The sequence below is a fragment of the Pseudomonas sp. Pdm06 genome, assembly GCF_014851795.1.
Lineage (GTDB): Bacteria > Pseudomonadota > Gammaproteobacteria > Pseudomonadales > Pseudomonadaceae > Aquipseudomonas > Aquipseudomonas fluorescens_AA.
This window is the reverse complement of the sequence record NZ_JACVAH010000007.1, coordinates 233,706-251,619: the sequence shown is the minus strand read 5'-3', so window position 1 is coordinate 251,619 and position 17,914 is coordinate 233,706. Positions and strand designations below refer to the sequence as shown.

General features: G+C 62.9%; 17 protein-coding genes. 3 read left to right on the top strand and 14 right to left on the bottom strand.

Annotated elements, in window-relative coordinates; all coding sequences use genetic code 11:
- Window positions 1-15: 15 nt before the first annotated feature.
- From IB266_RS14160 to IB266_RS14150, 3 genes are all read left to right on the top strand, one after another.
- Window positions 16-360, top strand: a complete 345-nt coding sequence (locus IB266_RS14160) for a hypothetical protein (RefSeq protein ID WP_003198166.1) — start codon at window positions 16-18, stop codon at window positions 358-360.
- A 385-nt stretch (window positions 361-745) separates the two neighbouring features.
- Window positions 746-1,159: a DUF4398 domain-containing protein gene (locus IB266_RS14155; protein ID WP_003198164.1), complete on the top strand. Its 414-nt coding sequence runs from the start codon at window positions 746-748 to the stop codon at window positions 1,157-1,159.
- Window positions 1,160-1,210: 51 nt separating this feature from the next.
- Window positions 1,211-1,999 carry an OmpA family protein gene (locus IB266_RS14150; RefSeq protein WP_192261580.1) on the top strand — a complete coding sequence of 263 codons (789 nt, stop codon included), beginning with the start codon at window positions 1,211-1,213 and terminating at the stop codon, window positions 1,997-1,999.
- Between the two features lie 191 nt (window positions 2,000-2,190).
- Here IB266_RS14150 and IB266_RS14145 read toward each other — a convergent pair whose 3' ends face one another.
- The 14 genes from IB266_RS14145 to IB266_RS14080 form a co-directional block, all read right to left on the bottom strand.
- Window positions 2,191-2,520 (bottom strand): hypothetical protein, encoded by a 330-nt coding sequence (locus IB266_RS14145; RefSeq protein ID WP_030139524.1) that lies wholly within the window; start codon window positions 2,518-2,520, stop codon window positions 2,191-2,193.
- A complete protein-coding gene (locus IB266_RS14140) occupies window positions 2,517-3,422 on the bottom strand; it encodes an alpha/beta hydrolase (protein ID WP_060739028.1) in 906 nt (301 codons plus the stop codon). The genes IB266_RS14145 and IB266_RS14140 overlap by 4 nt, the downstream gene beginning before the upstream one ends.
- A 149-nt stretch (window positions 3,423-3,571) precedes the next feature.
- Complete coding sequence (locus IB266_RS14135; RefSeq protein WP_192261555.1) at window positions 3,572-4,849, bottom strand: flavohemoglobin expression-modulating QEGLA motif protein; 1,278 nt, start codon at window positions 4,847-4,849, stop codon at window positions 3,572-3,574.
- 36 nt (window positions 4,850-4,885) lie between these two features.
- Entirely contained in the window at window positions 4,886-5,440 is a 555-nt protein-coding gene (locus tag IB266_RS14130; protein WP_192261554.1) for a hypothetical protein, read from the bottom strand.
- An 87-nt stretch (window positions 5,441-5,527) separates the two neighbouring features.
- Window positions 5,528-6,244, bottom strand: coding sequence for a TetR/AcrR family transcriptional regulator (locus tag IB266_RS14125; RefSeq protein WP_192261553.1), 717 nt, complete (start codon window positions 6,242-6,244; stop codon window positions 5,528-5,530).
- 101 nt (window positions 6,245-6,345) lie between these two features.
- Entirely contained in the window at window positions 6,346-7,848 is a 1,503-nt protein-coding gene (gene lysS / locus IB266_RS14120) for a lysine--tRNA ligase (protein WP_192261552.1), read from the bottom strand.
- 108 nt (window positions 7,849-7,956) lie between these two features.
- Window positions 7,957-9,052 (bottom strand): peptide chain release factor 2 gene (prfB, locus tag IB266_RS14115; protein WP_095963568.1). Its coding sequence is split into 2 segments (ribosomal slippage): window positions 7,957-8,979 and window positions 8,981-9,052, totalling 1,095 coding nucleotides; the frame shifts between segments, so codons are not numbered across the junction.
- A 258-nt stretch (window positions 9,053-9,310) separates the two neighbouring features.
- Window positions 9,311-10,312 (bottom strand): response regulator, encoded by a 1,002-nt coding sequence (locus tag IB266_RS14110; protein ID WP_060743078.1) that lies wholly within the window; start codon window positions 10,310-10,312, stop codon window positions 9,311-9,313.
- A gap of 43 nt (window positions 10,313-10,355) precedes the next feature.
- The gene (locus IB266_RS14105; protein ID WP_192261551.1) at window positions 10,356-11,366 is read right to left on the bottom strand and encodes a chemotaxis response regulator protein-glutamate methylesterase; all 1,011 of its coding nucleotides are present in this window, start codon (window positions 11,364-11,366) and stop codon (window positions 10,356-10,358) included.
- The gene (locus IB266_RS14100; protein WP_192261550.1) at window positions 11,363-13,627 is read right to left on the bottom strand and encodes a hybrid sensor histidine kinase/response regulator; all 2,265 of its coding nucleotides are present in this window, start codon (window positions 13,625-13,627) and stop codon (window positions 11,363-11,365) included. Before IB266_RS14100 ends, IB266_RS14105 begins: the two co-directional genes overlap by 4 nt.
- On the bottom strand, window positions 13,624-14,292 hold the full coding sequence (locus IB266_RS14095) for a chemotaxis protein CheW (protein ID WP_192261549.1): 669 nt from the start codon (window positions 14,290-14,292) through the stop codon (window positions 13,624-13,626). Before IB266_RS14095 ends, IB266_RS14100 begins: the two co-directional genes overlap by 4 nt.
- A complete protein-coding gene (locus tag IB266_RS14090) occupies window positions 14,289-15,554 on the bottom strand; it encodes a CheR family methyltransferase (protein ID WP_192261548.1) in 1,266 nt (421 codons plus the stop codon). The genes IB266_RS14095 and IB266_RS14090 overlap by 4 nt, the downstream gene beginning before the upstream one ends.
- The gene (locus IB266_RS14085; RefSeq protein ID WP_192261547.1) at window positions 15,551-16,087 is read right to left on the bottom strand and encodes a chemotaxis protein CheW; all 537 of its coding nucleotides are present in this window, start codon (window positions 16,085-16,087) and stop codon (window positions 15,551-15,553) included. The genes IB266_RS14090 and IB266_RS14085 overlap by 4 nt, the downstream gene beginning before the upstream one ends.
- Window positions 16,087-17,709 carry a methyl-accepting chemotaxis protein gene (locus tag IB266_RS14080; RefSeq protein WP_103307903.1) on the bottom strand — a complete coding sequence of 541 codons (1,623 nt, stop codon included), beginning with the start codon at window positions 17,707-17,709 and terminating at the stop codon, window positions 16,087-16,089. Before IB266_RS14080 ends, IB266_RS14085 begins: the two co-directional genes overlap by 1 nt.
- Window positions 17,710-17,914: the final 205 nt, after the last annotated feature.

The following is a 17,914-nucleotide window of genomic DNA, read 5'->3' as shown; positions in this document are numbered from 1 at the left end:
CTGATTGAGGTCATCATGAAAATTCGTGAGCTTGCCCAGCATTGGGAAGAAAACGCCAAGGGTCGCCTGACCCAGACCGGCTACACGATCCATCTGGACGTGGAAGCCGCCGCGCGCCTGGCAGCGATCTGCGACATGTACCCCAAACGCCAGCCCGAGGAACTGCTGGGTGAACTGATCGGGGCGGCGCTGGAAGAGCTGGAAGCGAGCTTCCCCTATATCAAGGGTTCGCAAGTCGTGGCCACCGATGAAGAAGGTGACCCGCTGTACGAAGATGTGGGCCCGACCCCGCGATTCCTCGCGTTGTCCCGTCGGCATCTGCACGAACTTTCCTCGCAGAACGACAAATCCAAACACTGATTTCCCTACGGCGAAACCTTTGTAGGCGTTGCCGAAGGCTGCGATCTTTTGATCTTTCGCTTGAGACTCAAGCGGCAGGGGAAAGATCGCAGCCTCGCTTCGCTCGGCAGCTCCTACACACGCGCCCTGCAAAAAAACGCACGTTCCCTACGCCGGGAATACCGCTGCGCGCCCTGAAAGTTCAGCTTTTCTGTCACTGACCGATCAGTCAGTAATTCTTTTGGCGAATGGCCATCTTCGCTGAACTTTTGAAAAACGCCTCGGGTCACACCGAGTAACCATACTGGAACGGTTGTTTAAATAAACGCGCCTTGGCGCCAACGCCAAACCAGACGTCACGGTTTCGGTCCCAGCATGGATTTGTCGTTTTCTCAGGAGTTTTCCAATGGAGTTGAAGCCTATGAATACCTGCACTGCCAAACCCTCATCCACTGGCCTGCGCGGTTTGAAGTTGGCTGCCCTGGCGATCGGTAGCAGCTTCATTCTCGCCGGTTGCGCCGGTAATCCACCGTCCGAGCAGTACGCGGTGACCCAATCGGCGGTCAACAGCGCGGTCAGCGCCGGCGGCACCGAATTCGCCGCTGTGGAAATGAAATCGGCCCAGGACAAACTGAAGCAAGCCGAAATCGCCATGCATGACAAGAAGTACGACGAAGCCAAGCGACTGGCCGAACAGGCCGAGTGGGATGCCCGCGTCGCCGAGCGCAAGGCCCAGGCCGCCAAGGCCGAACAAGCACTCAAGGATTCTCAGAAAGGGGTTCAGGAACTGCGTCAGGAAGGCATGAACAAGGTTCAGTAGACCGTTCACGCCACGACGTACTTCTCATTGATAAAAGGACGACAGACTATGATGCACAAACACTTGATGATGCCCGCCCTGCTCGCTGCCTGCGTAGCCCTGGCCGCTTGCTCCCATGACCCGAACGCGAACCTGGAACAGGCGCGGACCAACTACAACGGTCTGCAGGCCGACCCGGCGGCGACTAAAGTGGCGGCCCTGGAGACCAAAGACGCGGCGGACTTCCTGGCCAAGGCCGACAAGGCCTACCTGGACAAGGAAGACGAAGCCAAGGTCGACCAGTTGGCCTACCTGACCAACCAGCGCGTCGAAGTGGCCAAGCAGACCATCGCCCTGCGCAACGCCGAAGCCGGGCTGAAAAACGCTGGCGACGAACGTGCCCGTGCGCTGCTCGACGCTCGCAACGCGCAGATCAAGCAACTGCAGGACAGCCTGAACGCCAAGCAGACCGAACGCGGCACCCTGGTGACCTTCGGCGATGTGCTGTTCGCGACCAACAAGTCCGACCTGCGCTCCAGCGGCCTGGTCAATGTGAACAAACTGGCGCAGTTCCTCCAGGAAAACCCGGACCGTAAGGTGATCATCGAAGGTTACACCGACAGCACCGGTTCGGACTCCTACAACCAGTCGCTGTCGGAACGCCGTGCGGGCTCCGTGCGCACCGAGCTGGTGAAAATGGGCGTCGACCCAGCCCGTATCGTGACCCAGGGCTACGGCAAGGAATTCCCGGTGGCTGACAATACCAGCGTCTCGGGCCGCGCCATGAACCGTCGTGTGGAAGTGACCATCTCCAACGACAACCAGCCAGTGGCCCCGCGCTCGACCATGAGCGCCAACTGATCGGCTGAGTGCAACAAAAAAGCCCCGCCTGACTTCAATCAGGCGGGGCTTTTTAATGGCTGCACACATTTTGTTGAGCCGGCCGTATCCCCCTGTGGGAGCGAGCTTGCTCGCGATGGCGGCAGGCCAGTCGACATAGGTGTAGACTGATCCACCGCTATCGCGAGCAAGCTCGCTCCCACAGGAAATTGTTACGGCTGAAGCTTCTGCGGCGTCTCCTGGCCCATGCAGCGCACCGCGCGCTTCTTCTCGTTGATCAGCACACCGGTCAGGCCTTTCTGCTCGGTGTCGAACAGCACCAGCACACCATCTATGCACTGGGCGACTTGGGGGGCCGGTTCCAGGGAGACTTTGTAGTCCTCTCCCGGCACGGTCTTGAGCATGGTGAATTGGTTGAGCAGCAACGCGTCCTCGGGCTTGGCGAAGTGCAGGTAGCCGTAGTACCACAGCACAGCAACGGTGCCGAGGATGCTGCAGATACCGGTGATGATCAGGGGGATGGCGTTACGTTCTTCGCTCATTGCGGGTTCTCTGGTGATTCAACGGGTGATTTCGGATAGTTCGGAACTTCGCCCAGGCGGCGCAGGCCGTCAAAGTGCTGGGGGTCGTCGAGGTAGCGCAGCATCACGGTGCGCCAGGTCGGGTCGGCGAATGTCTGCACATGGCCGCCACGGGTCAATTGCAGAACCCGGGGTGGCGGCGCAGCTTGATACAGACGGATACCGTTGGAAAGAGGCACGATGGGATCGTCCAGGCTGTGGTAGATCAATTTCGGCACGCCATTCAATTGCGCCACGGAACTGATCGCGCTGTCACCGTCCGGCACCAGCCACGACAACGGCACCTGGAGCGGCCAGGTCAGCCACGATGTGCTCAGGGCAAACCGCCCGACGTCGCGGTAACTGGCGGGCACGCCATCGAGCACCAGGGCCTTGAGCTGCCGTTGCCGCTGGGGATGTTCCACCAGGTAATGCACCGCCAGCGCGCCGCCCAGGCTCTGGCCGAGCAGCACCAGCGGCTTGCCCTGGACCTCGGGCGACTGGTCGAGCCATTGGAACGCGGCGTCGATGTCCTGGTAAATCGCCGGCAGGCTCGGCTCGCCTTCGGACACACCGTACCCCCGGTAATCGACCATCAGCACCTGGTAACCCTGCTCCGGCAACCACCAGCTCCCGCCCAGGTGCCAGGCCAGGTTGCCGCCGTTGCCGTGCAAATGCAGCACCGTGCCCTTGACCTCCACGCCTGGTTTGACGGGCAGCCACCAGCCTCGGAGCTTGAGGCCGTCAGCGGTGGTCAGGGTGACGTCGCGGTACTCGAGCTTGGCCCGCTCGGGGGTAAACGGCAGGCCGTGCTCGGGGTAGAACAGCAGTGAACTGCAACCGCTCAGGGCCAGCAACAGGCACATGATGCCGAGGGTTCGCATCCGGTGAAACCTCGCAAGATCAAGGTTGAAACATAACCCCATTGTGGGAGCGAGCTTGCTCGCGATAGCGGTATGTCAGTCACGGCTGTGTTGACTGTCCTGATGCTATCGCGAGCAAGCTCGCTCCCACAGGGGGGTGGGTATTGTGTTCAAAGGATATTGGAATAATCCGCTTCGATCCGGTCCAGGCTCAGGTGGTTCAGGAAGTTGGAGAAACACATCCAGGCCGACAGGGCGTTCATGTCGCGGAACTGCTCGGGCAGGTATTTGGGCGGCACCACCAGGCCTTCGTCCACCAACTGGCGCAACGTGCGCATGTCCTCAAGAGTGGTCTTGCCGCAGAACAGCAGCGGCACCTGCTCCAGCTTGCCTTTGCGCACGGCCAGCTGAATGTAGTTGTAAACCATGATGAAGCCCTTGAGGTAGGACAAGTCTTTGGTGAATGGCAGCCCGGTCGGCACCGAGCCACGGAACACCCGGCTGGCGTTGCCGTAGCTTTCGGCCATTTCAAAACCCTGCTCGCGGAAGAACTCGAAGACCTGCAGGAAATCGGCGCCTTCCTCCACCATGTGAATGGCCCGGGTGCGGTTGGTCAGCTTGCGCAGGCGACTGGGGTAGGAGGCGAAAGTGATGATTTCCATCAGGATCGCCAGGCCTTCCTGGGTCACCGTGGACGAGGGCGGGCCCTTGGACAGGAAGGTGCAGATCGGCTGGTTCAGGCCGTTGAGGGTGGTGCCGACGTGCACCAGCCCTTCATGGACCTCCAGCGCCCGCACATCGCGTTCGTTGAACATCGCATCGGTGCGGATCTTGATGTAGTCCGCGCCCGCCGCCGCGTCGGCCACGATGCCATCGGACTCGAACACCCGGATGGTTTCCTCGGCTTCGCCGAACACCCGGTTGAGACGGTGTTGCAACAGGTTGACGGCTTCCTTGGCGCTGAGGACTTTCGGCTCGTCCTTGAGGTCGCCACGGCCATCGATGTTATTCAGGTAATCGGAGAGCATCAGGCCCAGGTCGGCCAAGGTCGGGTCGCCGGCGTGGAAGGCATCGGAGGCGGCGCCATAGAGTTCCTGGGAGATCAGCCCGAAATCCTCGGTGCCACGGGCTTCGAGCATGCGCACCACCATGCGGTATTCCTTGCACATGCGGCGCATGATCTGGCCAACCGGGTTGAACTGCCCCAGTTGTCGGGTGATGTCGCGCTCGATGTTCTGGAACTCCAGTTTCACCTTGCTGGAATCGAAGGACAGTGGCCGGTTGAGGTAATAGTCGCGATCCACCGCAGGCATTTCCTTGCCCTTGGCCTTGAGAAACCCCTTGCGGATGCTCTCGTCCCACTTCACCGCATCGAGGATGCGAATCGGCGTTTGCGCCAGCACAATGCGATCGGACAAGGTGCGTATCGTCTGCTGGTAATCGTCCACCCGGAACTCCTGTGAAAAAACGTCCGCTTGTAGCAATTATTGGGATTTGGCCAGTCGCTGGTAACGCACGGCTTCCGAGAACACATCGGAATTGGCCGGGTCGTCGAGGTAGCTGAAAACCTTGTTCATGTCGCTGTCCACCAACACGCCTTCGCCCTCCTCGCTCTGGTTCGGCTGGCCGCTGAGGAGCTTCTGGCCGATGGCCTGGTTGATCTGCTCCAGGTCCAGGTTGTAGACCACCAGTTCCTGTTTATCGGTCAATTCGAAACCGGCGATCAGGAAATGGCCACCATAGCGGGCCGGCACCTTGGCCGACAGGTACCAGCGGCTGCCGTGACGGGAGACGGTCAGGGGAATGGCTTCGCGCTCATGGGGCCTGGCCCTGAAGTAGCTGACGGCCTGGTAGCGGTGCTTGCCGACCTGCGTCAGTTCCAGGTTCAGCGGTTCACCCCAGGCATTGGTGCTGGTCCAGTGGCCGAGCAGGCCCGCGGGCGCGGCCTCGCTGTCAGGCAACGGCGCCTTGAACGACACCAGGCAGCCACTGAGCAGCAGCAACGACACGGCCAGTACAACGGCACGCCAGGCTTTCATTTGAACTCCCTATGGCAGGTGGCGCCTTGCCTTTGTGGCGAGGGAGCTTGCTCCCTCGCCACAAGAGCTGTGGTGAACCCGTCGGGATTACACCGACGCCAGTACCAGGTGCATGTAGCGGGTCAGGATGCCGAGCATATCTTCATCGGCTACCGGCTCGGCGCCATTGAGCAAGCCCTGATATTCCATCCGTCCGATAATCGCCGTCAACACTTTGGCATCCTGTTGCGGCTCGCGGGAGCCTAATACCTGGAAAAACTGACACGTGCCGTGCAGCAAAATCTGCTGGTGGGAACGCACCAACTCCGCCAGCCGCGGGTTGAGCAGGGCTTCCTGGCGAAAGGCCTGCTCGGCCATCAGGTATTCACGACGGCTGTCCAACTGATGCCGCACGTAGTCGGCGGTCATCCGGGCAATGTCGTCCGCCAGCTGCGAGCGCGATTGGGTGCTGCCGTCACCATAGGCGACCATTTCCCGCAGCAGGCCTTCGTTGTTGGACCACAGCTTGCCCATGAACGCCGCGCTACGTTCCACGTACTGGGCGAAGGTGTCGGTGAGCAGGTCATCGATGTCCTTGAAATAATACGTGGTGGCCGACAGCGGCACGCCCGCTTCAGCGGCCACCGCGCGGTGACGCACCGCACGCACGCCATCGCGCACGACAATGCGCATGGCCGCATCGAGAATCTCCTGGCGACGCTGCTCACTGCCCTGTCGGCTGGCCTTGCGGCCCTGGTACTGAACACTTTCAGCGACAGCCGTGGCGACGCCCGCTGCACCTTCTGAAGCCATTGCACGATTCACGACAGGTCTTCCTCGCTCTTTGAAAAACTAACCAATTGATACGTTTGTACCAGACAGGCAATAAAAAGCCGCCCTTCCAGGCGGCTTTTTAGTTGAAGCACTTACGCTTGAGGCCGCATGTGCGGGAAGAGAATCACATCCCGGATCGACGGTGAGTTGGTCAACAACATCACCAGGCGATCGATGCCGATGCCTTCGCCGGCGGTCGGCGGCATGCCGTACTCCAGGGCACGCACGAAGTCGGCATCGTAGTGCATGGCTTCGTCGTCGCCGGCGTCCTTGTCGGCCACCTGGGCCATGAAACGCTCGGCCTGGTCTTCGGCATCGTTGAGCTCGGAATAGGCGTTGGCGATTTCACGCCCACCGATGAACAGCTCGAAACGGTCGGTCACGCTTGGGTTCTCGTCGTTGCGACGGGCCAGCGGCGACACTTCGAACGGGTACTGGGTGATGAAGTGCGGCTGTTCCAGCTTGTGCTCGACCAGTTCTTCGAAAATCATCACTTGCAGCTTGCCCAGGCCTTCGAAGCCGAGCACCTTGGCGCCGGCCTTCTTGGCGATGGCACGGGCCTTGTCGATGTCCTGCAGGTCGGCGGCGGAGATCTCAGGGTTGTACTTGAGGATCGAGTCGAACACCGACAGGCGCACGAACGGCTCGCCGAAGTGGAACACCTTGTCGCCGTACGGCACGTCGGTAGTCCCGAGAACGAGCTGCGCCAGCTCGCGGAACAGTTCCTCGGTCAGGTCCATGTTGTCTTCGTAGTCGGCGTAGGCCTGGTAGAACTCCAGCATGGTGAACTCGGGGTTGTGCCGGGTCGAAACGCCTTCGTTACGGAAGTTGCGGTTGATCTCGAAGACTTTCTCGAAGCCACCGACCACCAGCCGCTTGAGGTACAGCTCCGGCGCGATGCGCAGGAACATTTCCATGTCCAGGGCATTGTGGTGGGTTTCGAACGGCTTGGCCGCCGCACCGCCAGGGATGGTCTGCAGCATCGGCGTCTCGACTTCCAGGAAGTCACGCTTCATCAGGAAGCTGCGGATGTGGGCGATGACTTGCGAACGCACGCGGAACGTCTGGCGCACGTCTTCGTTGACGATCAGGTCGACGTAGCGCTGGCGATAGCGCTGCTCGGTGTCGGTCAGGCCGTGGTGCTTGTCCGGGAGCGGGCGCAGGGACTTGGTCAGCAGGCGCACGCTGGTCATCTCGACGTACAGGTCGCCCTTGCCGGAACGGGCCAGGGTGCCCTCGGCGGCAATGATGTCGCCCAGGTCCCAGGTCTTGACGGCCGCCAGGGTTTCTTCCGACAGGGTCTTGCGGTTGACGTAGACCTGGATGCGCCCGGTCATGTCCTGGATCACCATGAACGAACCACGATTGAGCATGATACGACCGGCCACCTTGACTGGAATCGCCGCCTCGGCCAGCTCTTCCTTGGTCTTGTCCGCATACTGCTTCTGCAAGACGTCGCAGTAGGCGTCGCGGCGGAAGTCGTTGGGGAAGGCCTGGCCCTTGGCGCGCTCGGCAGCAAGCTTTTCCTTGCGCAGGGCGATCAGGGAGTTTTCTTCCTGTTGCAGGGCTTGCGGGTCGAGTTCTAGGTCGCTCATGTCTTTAAGGATTCCATCACAGGTTCGTTGCCCCCGGCCCGGGCCGGAGTTTGCGGGCGAGCCGCGCTTCTTGATGGAAGCGTGCCCGCCCGCCGCATGGGTGTCGCGTTACAGCCCTTGTTTGAGGCTGGCGATCAGGTATTCATCGATATCGCCGTCGAGCACCTTGTCGCAATCGCTGCGTTCGATGCTGGTACGCAGGTCCTTGATCCGCGAGGCGTCGAGCACGTACGAACGGATCTGGTGACCCCAGCCGATGTCCGACTTGGTGTCTTCCAGCGCCTGGGACGCCGCGTTGCGTTTCTGCACTTCCTGCTCGTACAGGCGGGCCCGCAGCATCTTCATCGCGGTGTCTTTGTTGGCGTGCTGGGAGCGCTCGTTCTGGCAACTGACCACGGTGTTGGTCGGTACGTGGGTAATCCGTACCGCCGAGTCGGTGGTGTTGACGTGCTGGCCACCGGCCCCGGAGGAACGGTAGGTGTCGATGCGCAGGTCCGCCGGGTTGATCTCGATTTCGATGTTGTCGTCGATTTCCGGCGAAACGAACACGGCCGAGAACGAGGTGTGACGACGGTTGCCGGAGTCGAACGGGCTCTTGCGCACCAGGCGGTGCACGCCGATCTCGGTCCGCAGCCAGCCGAAGGCGTATTCGCCCTTGATGTGCACGGTGGCGCCCTTGATCCCGGCGACTTCACCGGCCGACAGTTCCATGATGGTGGCGTCGAAACCGCGCTTGTCAGCCCAGCGCAGGTACATGCGCAGCAGGATGTTGGCCCAGTCCTGGGCCTCGGTGCCGCCGGAACCGGCCTGGATGTCCAGGTAGGCGTTGTTCATGTCCATCTCGCCGCTGAACATGCGACGGAATTCCAGCTTGGCGAGGTTCTCGTCGAGGCGTGTCAGCTCGGCGACGACATCGCCGACCGCGCCTTCATCGTTCTCTTCGACAGCCATGTCCAGCAGGTCGCGGCAATCGGCCAGGCCGCTGGACAACTCGTCCAGGGTCTCGACGATCTGCGCCAGCGCAGAACGCTCGCGGCCCAGTTCCTGGGCGTACGAAGGGTTGTTCCAGACATTCGGATCTTCAAGCTCGCGATTGACTTCGGTCAGGCGCTCATGCTTTTGATCGTAGTCAAAGATACCCCCGAATAGTTTCGGAGCGCTCGGACAGGTCCTTGATGGTGTTAAGGATCGGGTTGATTTCCATGGCGGGCAGCACTCGTTGGCGAACTTTTGAAAGCCGGCGAGTATAACGTAATCAAGCGCCAGCGGCAGCCCGCCTGGCGGCTTTAGAGGATTGAGGCTTGCTCAGCGCAGATCGCTCGTGACAAGTGAGCTGTGGGAGCAAGGCTTGCCCGCGATGAAGTCGGTGCGGTTTCAAGTGGAAACAAGGTGCCTTCATCGCGGGCAAGCCTTGCTCCCACAAGCTTATCCCTCACCACAAAAGCCAACTCGCCCAGCTGTATTATTCGACCCCCACCCGATTACGCCCATTGTGCTTGGCCAGGTACAGCCCTTTGTCCGCCGCCGAGATCAGTTGCCGGCAATCGCCACCTTGCTGCGGCGTGACGGTCGACACACCAATGCTGATGGTCAGGTTCTCGCCGCCGTCAGGCGTGGTGTGGGGGATTTTCAGGGCGACGACGCTCTGGCGCAGTTTCTCGGCCATCAACCGGGCGCCGCCCGGCGAGGTGCCGGGCAGCACCAGGGCAAACTCCTCGCCGCCGTAGCGGGCCGGCAAGTCGGACGGACGGCTGCACGCCTCGCGGATCGCCGTGGCGACCTTGCGCAGGGCTTCGTCGCCCTCCAGGTGACCGAAGTTGTCGTTGTAGGCCTTGAAGTAGTCCACGTCGATCATCAGCAGCGACAGTTGGCTCTGGTCGCGCATCGCCCGGCGCCATTCCAGCTCCAGGTACTCATCGAAATGCCGGCGATTGGACAGCCCGGTCAGGCCGTCGGAGTTCATCAACCGTTGCAGCACCAGGTTGGTGTCGAGCAGCTGCTGCTGGCTGACCCGCAGTGCGCGATAGGCCGCGTCGCGCTGCAACAACATCATGTAGGAACGCGAGTGGTAGCGGATGCGCGCCACCAGTTCGATGTTGTCCGGCAACTTGACCAGGTAGTCGTTGGCCCCGGCGGCGAACGCCGCGCTCTTGACCAGCGGGTCCTCCTTGGTGGACAGGACAATGATCGGGATATCGCGGGTGGCGGGATGGTTACGGTACTCGCGCACCAGGCTCAGGCCGTCGAGGCCGGGCATCACCAGGTCCTGGAGAATCACCGTCGGCTTGATGCGAATTGCCTGGGCGATGGCCTGGTGGGGGTCGGAGCAGAAATGGAAGTCGATGTTCTTTTCATTCGACAGCCCGCGCCGCACCGCTTCGCCGATCATCGCCTGATCGTCGACGAGCAAGACCATGGCGGCGTTCTCATCGCGCTTGAAATCGTCGAGCTGCAGGTCATTCATGATGGCTTACCTGGGGACGGCCTGGGAAGGCTCGCGGGGTTCTTCATGGGGTCACAATCTCCAACAGCCGTGGCGCGATGGCGTCCAGGGCAAGAATATGGACGGCGGCATCGATGGCGGCCGCGGCTTTGGGCATGCCATACACCGCGCTGCTGCGCTGGTCCTGAGCGATGGTCACATAGCCCTGCTGGCGCATGAGTTTAAGCCCTTGCGCACCGTCGCGGCCCATGCCCGTGAGCAATACGCCCACCGCGTCACCGCTCCAGTAATGGGCGACACTTTCAAAAAACACGTCGATGGAGGGCCGGTAGATCTCGTTCACCGGCTCGGCGGTGTAGGCCAGTGTGCCGTCCTTCAACAAACGCAGATGATGGTTGGTCCCGGCCAGCAACACCGTGCCACTTTGCGGCGTCTCGCCGTGCCGGGCCAGGCGCACCGTGTGGCCCGACACGCTGCCCAGCCACTCGGCCATGCCCGCGGCGAACACCTCGTCCACATGCTGGACCAGCACGATCGCTGGGGCAAAGTCCCGCGGCAACGCCTTGAGCAGCACTTCCAGCGCCGCCGGCCCGCCCGCCGATGACCCGATGGCCACCAGGCTCTTGCGCGACACCGCCGTACGCTGCGCCGCTGGCGCGGGGCGCTCATGCCTGTTGCGCTCACCGATCAGCCAGCCGATGTTGGCGATCTTGCGCAGCAGCGGCGCAGCCGCGTCCGCCGGATTACCGACACCCAGGGCCGGGGTATCGACCACATCCAACGCGCCATGGCCCATGGCCTCGAACACCCGGTGGACGTTCTGCTGGCTGTCCCCGGTGACAATCACGATAGCGCAGGGGCTGTCGGCCATGATCCGCCGGGTGGCCTCCACACCATCCATGATCGGCATGAGCAGGTCCATCAGGATCAGGTCAGGGGTGTATTCGGCGCAACGCTGCACCGCCTCGGCCCCGTTGGCGGCCACCCAGACCAGTTGATGCGCCGGTTCGAACGCTAGGGCGCGACGCAGGGCCTCGACCGCCAGGGGCATGTCATTGACGATGGCGATCTTCAAGCGCGCGCCCCTCCGATCAGTTCAACCACGGCGTCGAGCAAGGCGTCGTCGTGGAAACTCGCCTTGGCCAAATAATAGTCGGCGCCGGCGTCGAGGCCACGGCGACGATCTTCTTCGCGATCCTTGTAGGACACCACCATCACCGGAAGCGACTGCAAGCGGTTGTCGCGCCGCAGCAGCGACACCAGTTCGATACCGTCCATGCGCGGCATGTCGATATCGGTGATCAACAAGTCGAAATCCTCTGAGCGCAATGCATTCCAGCCATCCATGCCATCCACCGCCACCGCCACGTCATAGCCGCGATTGAGCAGCAACTTGCGTTGCAGCTCGCGCACGGTCAGGGAATCGTCCACCACCAGGATCCGCTTGCGCGGGGCCTGGGCCTGGTGCTGCCGGGCGATGCGCTCCAGGCGCCCGGTATCGAGCAACTTTTCCACCGAGCGCAGCAGGTCTTCGACATCGATAATCAACACCACCGAGCCATCGTCGAGCAGGGCCCCGGCGGAAATGTCCTGGACCTTGCCCAGGCGTTCGTCCAGGGGCAGGACCACCAGGGTTCGCTCGCCGATGAACCGTTCCACCGCCACCCCGTAGATCGTCTCGCGCTCGCGGATCACCACGACCTTGAGTGTCTGGCCGCCGTTCTGCGTCGACGGGCGATCGAGCAACTGGCTGGCGGCGACCAAGCCGATATGCCGGCCTTCGTGCCAGAAATGCTGACGCCCTTCGACCTGGACGATGTCTTCCGGCGCCAGGTCGCACATGCGTTCGATGTGGGCCAGGGGAAAGGCGTACGCCTCACTGCCGACTTCCACCACCAGGCTGCGCACCACCGACAGCGTCAGCGGCACCTCGAGATGGAAACGACTGCCCTCCCCCGCCGTCTGCTCCAGCACCACCGCCCCGCGCAACTGCCGGACCATGTGCTGGACGGCGTCCAGGCCGACGCCGCGCCCGGACACTTCGGTGACTTTGTCGCGCAGGCTGAAACCGGGCAGGAACAGGAAGGTCAGCAGTTCCTCTTCGCTCAGGCTGGCGGCGGTTTGCTCAGGGGAAAGACCGCGCTCGACGATGCTGCGGCGCACCCGCTCCAGGTCCACCCCGGCGCCGTCGTCCACCAACTCCAAGACCAGCAGGCCAGCCTGATGAGAGGCGCGCAGGCGGATCAGGCCTTCGGCAGGCTTGCCGGCCAGTACTCGTTGCTCCGGGGCTTCGATGCCGTGGTCCACGGCGTTGCGCAGCAGGTGGGTCAGTGGCGCTTCGAGCTTTTCCAGCACATCGCGGTCGACCTGGGTTTTCTCGCCTTCGATCTCCAGGCGCACCTGTTTGCCCAGGCTGCGGCCCAGGTCACGGACCATACGCACCTGGCCCGAAAGCACATCGGCGAACGGCCGCATGCGACAGGCCAGCGCCGTGTCGTACAGCACCTGCGCCCGTTGACTGGCCTGCCAGGCGAACTCATCCAGCTCGGCGGCTTTCTGCGCCAGCAACTGCTGGGTCTCGGCGAGCAAGCGGCGCGCATCGCCAAGGGCTTCCTGGGCCTGCAGGCTCAGGGCATGGTCCTTGAGGTGCACGTTCAGCTCTTCAAGGGCGCGCAAGCCAGTGCCTTGCTGGCGCTTGAGCCGTTGCAGCGTCGCCAGCCAGGGCTTGAGGCGCTGGGTCTCGACCAAGGACTTGCTCGACAGGTCGAGCAAGCTGTTGAGGCGTTCGGCCGTGACCCGCAAGACCCGCTCGCCGCCTTCGGTGACCCGTTTATTCTTCGGAGCCGGCTCCGGTGTCGCGAACGGTTCCGGCACGAGCAACTCGACACTGATGGGGTCGACAGGCACCTCGAGGCTTGTCGGTACCGGCGCTGGCAGTTGTGCAGCGTTGGGGTCGAGCAATCGCCCCATCAACGCCACATAGGCGTCGATATCCGGGGCGCCAACGTTGTTGCCCGGCGTGGCGATGCGCGTCAGCAGGTCGGTGCCTTGCAACAAGGCGTCGATGTGCTCGGCCCCCAGCAGCAGGCGCCGCTCCTGGGCACCGACCAGGCAATCCTCCATGACGTGGGCCACGCTGACGCCAGCGTTCACCCCGACAATCCGTGCCGCGCCCTTGAGGGAATGCGCCGCGCGCATGCATGACTCGAGGTATTCGGCCTGGGTCGGATCGCGCTCCAGCGCCAGCAAGCCGGTGCTCAGCACCTGGACCTGGGCTTCGGCTTCCAGGCTGAACAGTTCCAGCAATGAGGCGTCGCGCATCTGGTCAGGGGTCATGACAGGCTCCGGGCCATGGCGGACAGCAGCTGTTCTTCATCCAGCCAGCGCAGGCTGCGGCCTTTGTAGGGCAACACGCCACGGGTGTATTTGCCCGCCGATGGCGAAGCGCTCGCCAGGATGCGTTCATCGATAGCGTGGATGCCGTCCACCTCATCCACCGGCACCACCACCGGCCCACCCTTGGCCGCGACAATCAACATGCGCGGCATGACCCGTGTACCGGTAACCACCGCGCCGGGCTCCAGGTCCAACAGCTCCACCAGCGACAGGCAGGCCACCAGTGCCCCGCGCACATTCGCCACGCCCAGCAAGGCCCGTGAGCGTTGGTGGGGCAACGAGTGGATCGGCTGCAACGGTGCCACTTCCACCAGGCTGCGCGTCGTCAGGCCCAGCCATTCCTCGCCGAGGCGGAACATCAGCAGCGAGCGCGTGACCACATCGTTGTCCACCGGGGCCAGGGACAAGTCCCGTTGATCCTGCGGCAAGGTGTAACGGTCGAGCAGCCGGGTGGCGGCCGCCGAATACACCGAGCAATTGCGGCAGTGGATATGCTCGACCAACAGTGGACAGGATTTATCGCCATGCACCCCGATGCGGTTCCAGCAATCATCGATTGCCTGGGCATCGTCATGAGTGACGTTGTAAGAAGCCGAACCGCTCATCGTTTGTGCTCACTGTCTACCGTGCGCCCGCTACGGGCGGCGCGTTCCTGCAATCGACGGGCTCCGGCCGCGTCTCCCTGGGAAGCCAGCAGCGCCGCCAGATGCACCAGGGCCTCGGCGTGTTGCGGTTCAAGATAAAGCGCCTTGCGATAAAAACCCTGGGCTTCAAGTGCACTGCCGGCCATGTCGCTGAGCAGGCCCAGCCAATAGAACACCTGGGCGTTCGGCGCATGGCTGCGCAAATACTCTTCGCACGCCGCACGGGCCTCGGCGCTTTTGCCACCGTTGGCCAGGGCGGCGATATTGGCCAGCAAGGTCGCGGCGTCGCTGCTCTTGGGTGGGGCAATCGGCGTGACGTTCGCGGCAAACGGCCGCGGCCGAATCACCGGCGCAACGACCCGGGGCGGCGGCTGACGAACCGGCAACGGCGGCGGCATCAACGCCGGCAACGGTTGAGGCTCCACAGCCCCGTGGCGACTGAAGGCGAACGATTGGGCTATCCCGATCGAGCGCATGCCCAGGCGTCCCAGCAAGCTGCCCTCGGCGGGGCCGATAAACAGCACGCCGTCCTGATGAGTCAGGCGCTTGAGCACCTCGAACACCTGCTGCTGGGTCGGCTGGTCGAAATAGATCAGCAAGTTGCGACAGAACACAAAATCGTAAGGTGCCTCGTTCACCAGCAAGGCCGGATCCAGCAGGTTGCCCACCTGCAAGCGCACCTGTTCACGCACCCGTTCGCTGAGGCGGTAACCCTCGTCCGCGACGTCGAAATGCCGTTCGCGAAAACCCAGGTCGGCGCCACGGAAGGAATTTTTGCCGTAGTGCGCGTCCTTGGCCCTTGCCACCGACAGCGGGCTGACGTCCAGGCCGTCGACCTTGAACTGATGTGGCCCCAGGCCCGCGTCGAGCAAGGCCATGGCGATGGAGTAAGGCTCTTCGCCCGTGGAGCACGGCAAGCTGAGGATGCGCAGCGCACGCAGGTGCTTGATCTCGGCCAGGCGCTTGACGGCCAGCCTGGCGAGGGTCGCGAAGGATTCCGGATAGCGGAAGAACCAGGTCTCCGGGACGATCACTGCTTCGATCAGCGCCTGCTGCTCCGGGGCCGAATGCTGCAGGGCCTGCCAATACTCATCGGCGGTTCGCCCGGGCACGGCACTGATCCGTTGGCGCACGGCCCGCTCGATGATCGCGGTGCCGACGGAGGTCACATCGAGGCCGATGCGCTCCTTGAGAAAATCGAAAAAACGCTGATCGTCGTTCATGGCGTTGCCCCGAGGTCGTCGAGGTCCAGCGGCGGCGCAGGAAACAGCAGCGCCCGAACGGATTCGTCGAGCAGGTCATTGACCCGCACCCATTGCAGCAACCCGTGGGCATCCTCGCGTACGGGGCCGAGGTACGGCGCCTGCCGATTGTCCAGGCCATAGGGTTTGAAATCGGCCGGATCACAACGCACGGTGTCGGTCGCCTGTTCCAGGATCAATCCCAGCACTTGCCCGGCTTGTTGCCCATCGCCTCGATAACGCACCAGCACCAGCCGGGTACTGGTCCGGGCCTCGGCATTCTGGCCGAACGTCAGGGCGCACAGGTCGATCACCGGCACCATCGTGCCGCGCCAGGCAAACACCCCCGCCACCCAGGACGGCGCCCGGGCAATCGGTTTGAGGGGCAAGCGCGGCAGCACCTCCACCACATCGATGGCCTGCAGGGCGTACCGTTCGTTGCCGATGCTGAACACCAGGAACAACGACTGGCGGGCCGTCGGTGCGGCGCCACGCCGGGTATCGATTTCGCCCATCAGACTTTGAAACGCGAGACGCCGCTGCGCAGCCCCACGGCGACCTGGCTCAGCTCGTCGATGGCGGAACTGGCCTGGCGCAGGGAATCCACAGTCTGGCTGCTGGCATCGCCCAGTTGCACCAAGGCGTGGTTGATCTGCTCCGCGCCGGTGGCCTGGGCCTGCATGCCTTCGTTGACCATCAACACCCGCGGGGCCAGGGCCTGGACCTGATGGATGATCTGCGACAGTTGCTCGCCGATCTGCTGCACTTCGGCCATGCCCCGGCGCACTTCTTCGGAGAACTTGTCCATGCCCATCACCCCGGCCGACACCGCGGACTGGATCTCACGCACCATCTGCTCGATGTCATAGGTCGCCACGGCGGTCTGGTCGGCCAGGCGCCGCACCTCCGTGGCCACCACGGCGAAACCGCGCCCGTACTCACCGGCCTTCTCGGCCTCGATGGCCGCGTTGAGGGATAGCAGGTTGGTCTGGTCGGCCACTTTGACGATGGTCACCACCACCTGGTTGATGTTGCCGGCCTTCTCGTTGAGGATCGCCAGCTTGGCGTTCACCAGGTCGGCGGCGCCCATCACCGAATGCATGGTTTCCTCCATGCGCGCCAGGCCCTGCTGGCCGGAGCCGGCGGCCACCGAGGCCTGGTCGGCGGCGGTGGAGACTTCGGTCATGGTGCGCACCAGGTCCCGGGAGGTGGCGGCGATTTCCCGGGACGTCGCGCCGATCTCGGTGGTGGTGGCGGCGGTTTCGGTGGCCGTGGCCTGTTGCTGGCGCGAGGTGGCGGCGATCTCGGTGACCGAGGTGGTGACCTGCACGGAAGAGCGCTGGGCCTGGGACACCAGCGAGGTCAGTTCAGCCATCATGTCGTTGAAGCCGGTTTCCACGGCGCCGAATTCGTCTTTGCGCGCCAGGTTCAGACGCCCGCTCAGGTCGCCACTGCGCATGATCGCGAGGATCTCGACGATGCGGTTCATCGGCGCCATGATCGCCCGCATCAACAACAACCCGCACAGTACGGCGACGATCAGCGCTACCAGGAACGACAGGCCCATGGCGACCTTGGCCGCCGTCACCGCGTCGCCAATGGTCTGGGTGGCGCTTTCCGCCAGCTCGCGATTACGCTCGATGATTTGATTCAAATGCCCGCGGCCGTCGAGCCACGCCGTCGTCAGCTCTGTGTTCAGCGCCAGTCGCGCCCCTTCGTAATCCTTGCGCTGATACAGGTCCAGGACCTTCGCCAGGGCCTTGTTGAAGTCCTGGTGATTGACTTCGAACTCGTCAAAAGAGACTTGGTCGGCCGGGTTCTGGATCAACTTCTGGTAGTTCTGTATCTCTTCGCGCAGGTGCTGCTCGAAACCCTGGTAGCGGGCCTTGTCCTCGGCGGTGATTTCCCGGTTCCCCGAGAGGCCGACGATCTGTTGGGTCAGGACATAGCTGTCGACCCAGCCACCGCGGATCATCGAACTGAAATACACCCCCGGCACCGCGTCGGTCCGGACCTTTTCTCCACTGTCCTGGATCTTCAACAACCGTGAATACGAGACAACCACCATCAGCAGCATAATGGCGATGATCACCGCAAAACTCGCCAGGATGCGTTGGCGCAATGTCCAATTCTTCACAGTAAAACCTCGGGCACTTGAAATGCTGGGGAGTATAGCCGAGGGCGGCGTGGCGTCTGTATGGCGGCGTGGGAGGATTTTTGACCAGGCCGAGGTTCGCGATGAAATCCATCCCTGTGGGAGCGAGCTTGCTCGCGATAGCGGTGTACCAGTCAAAAATGCTGCGACTGACCGGGCTCCATCGCGAGCAAGCTCGCTCCCACAG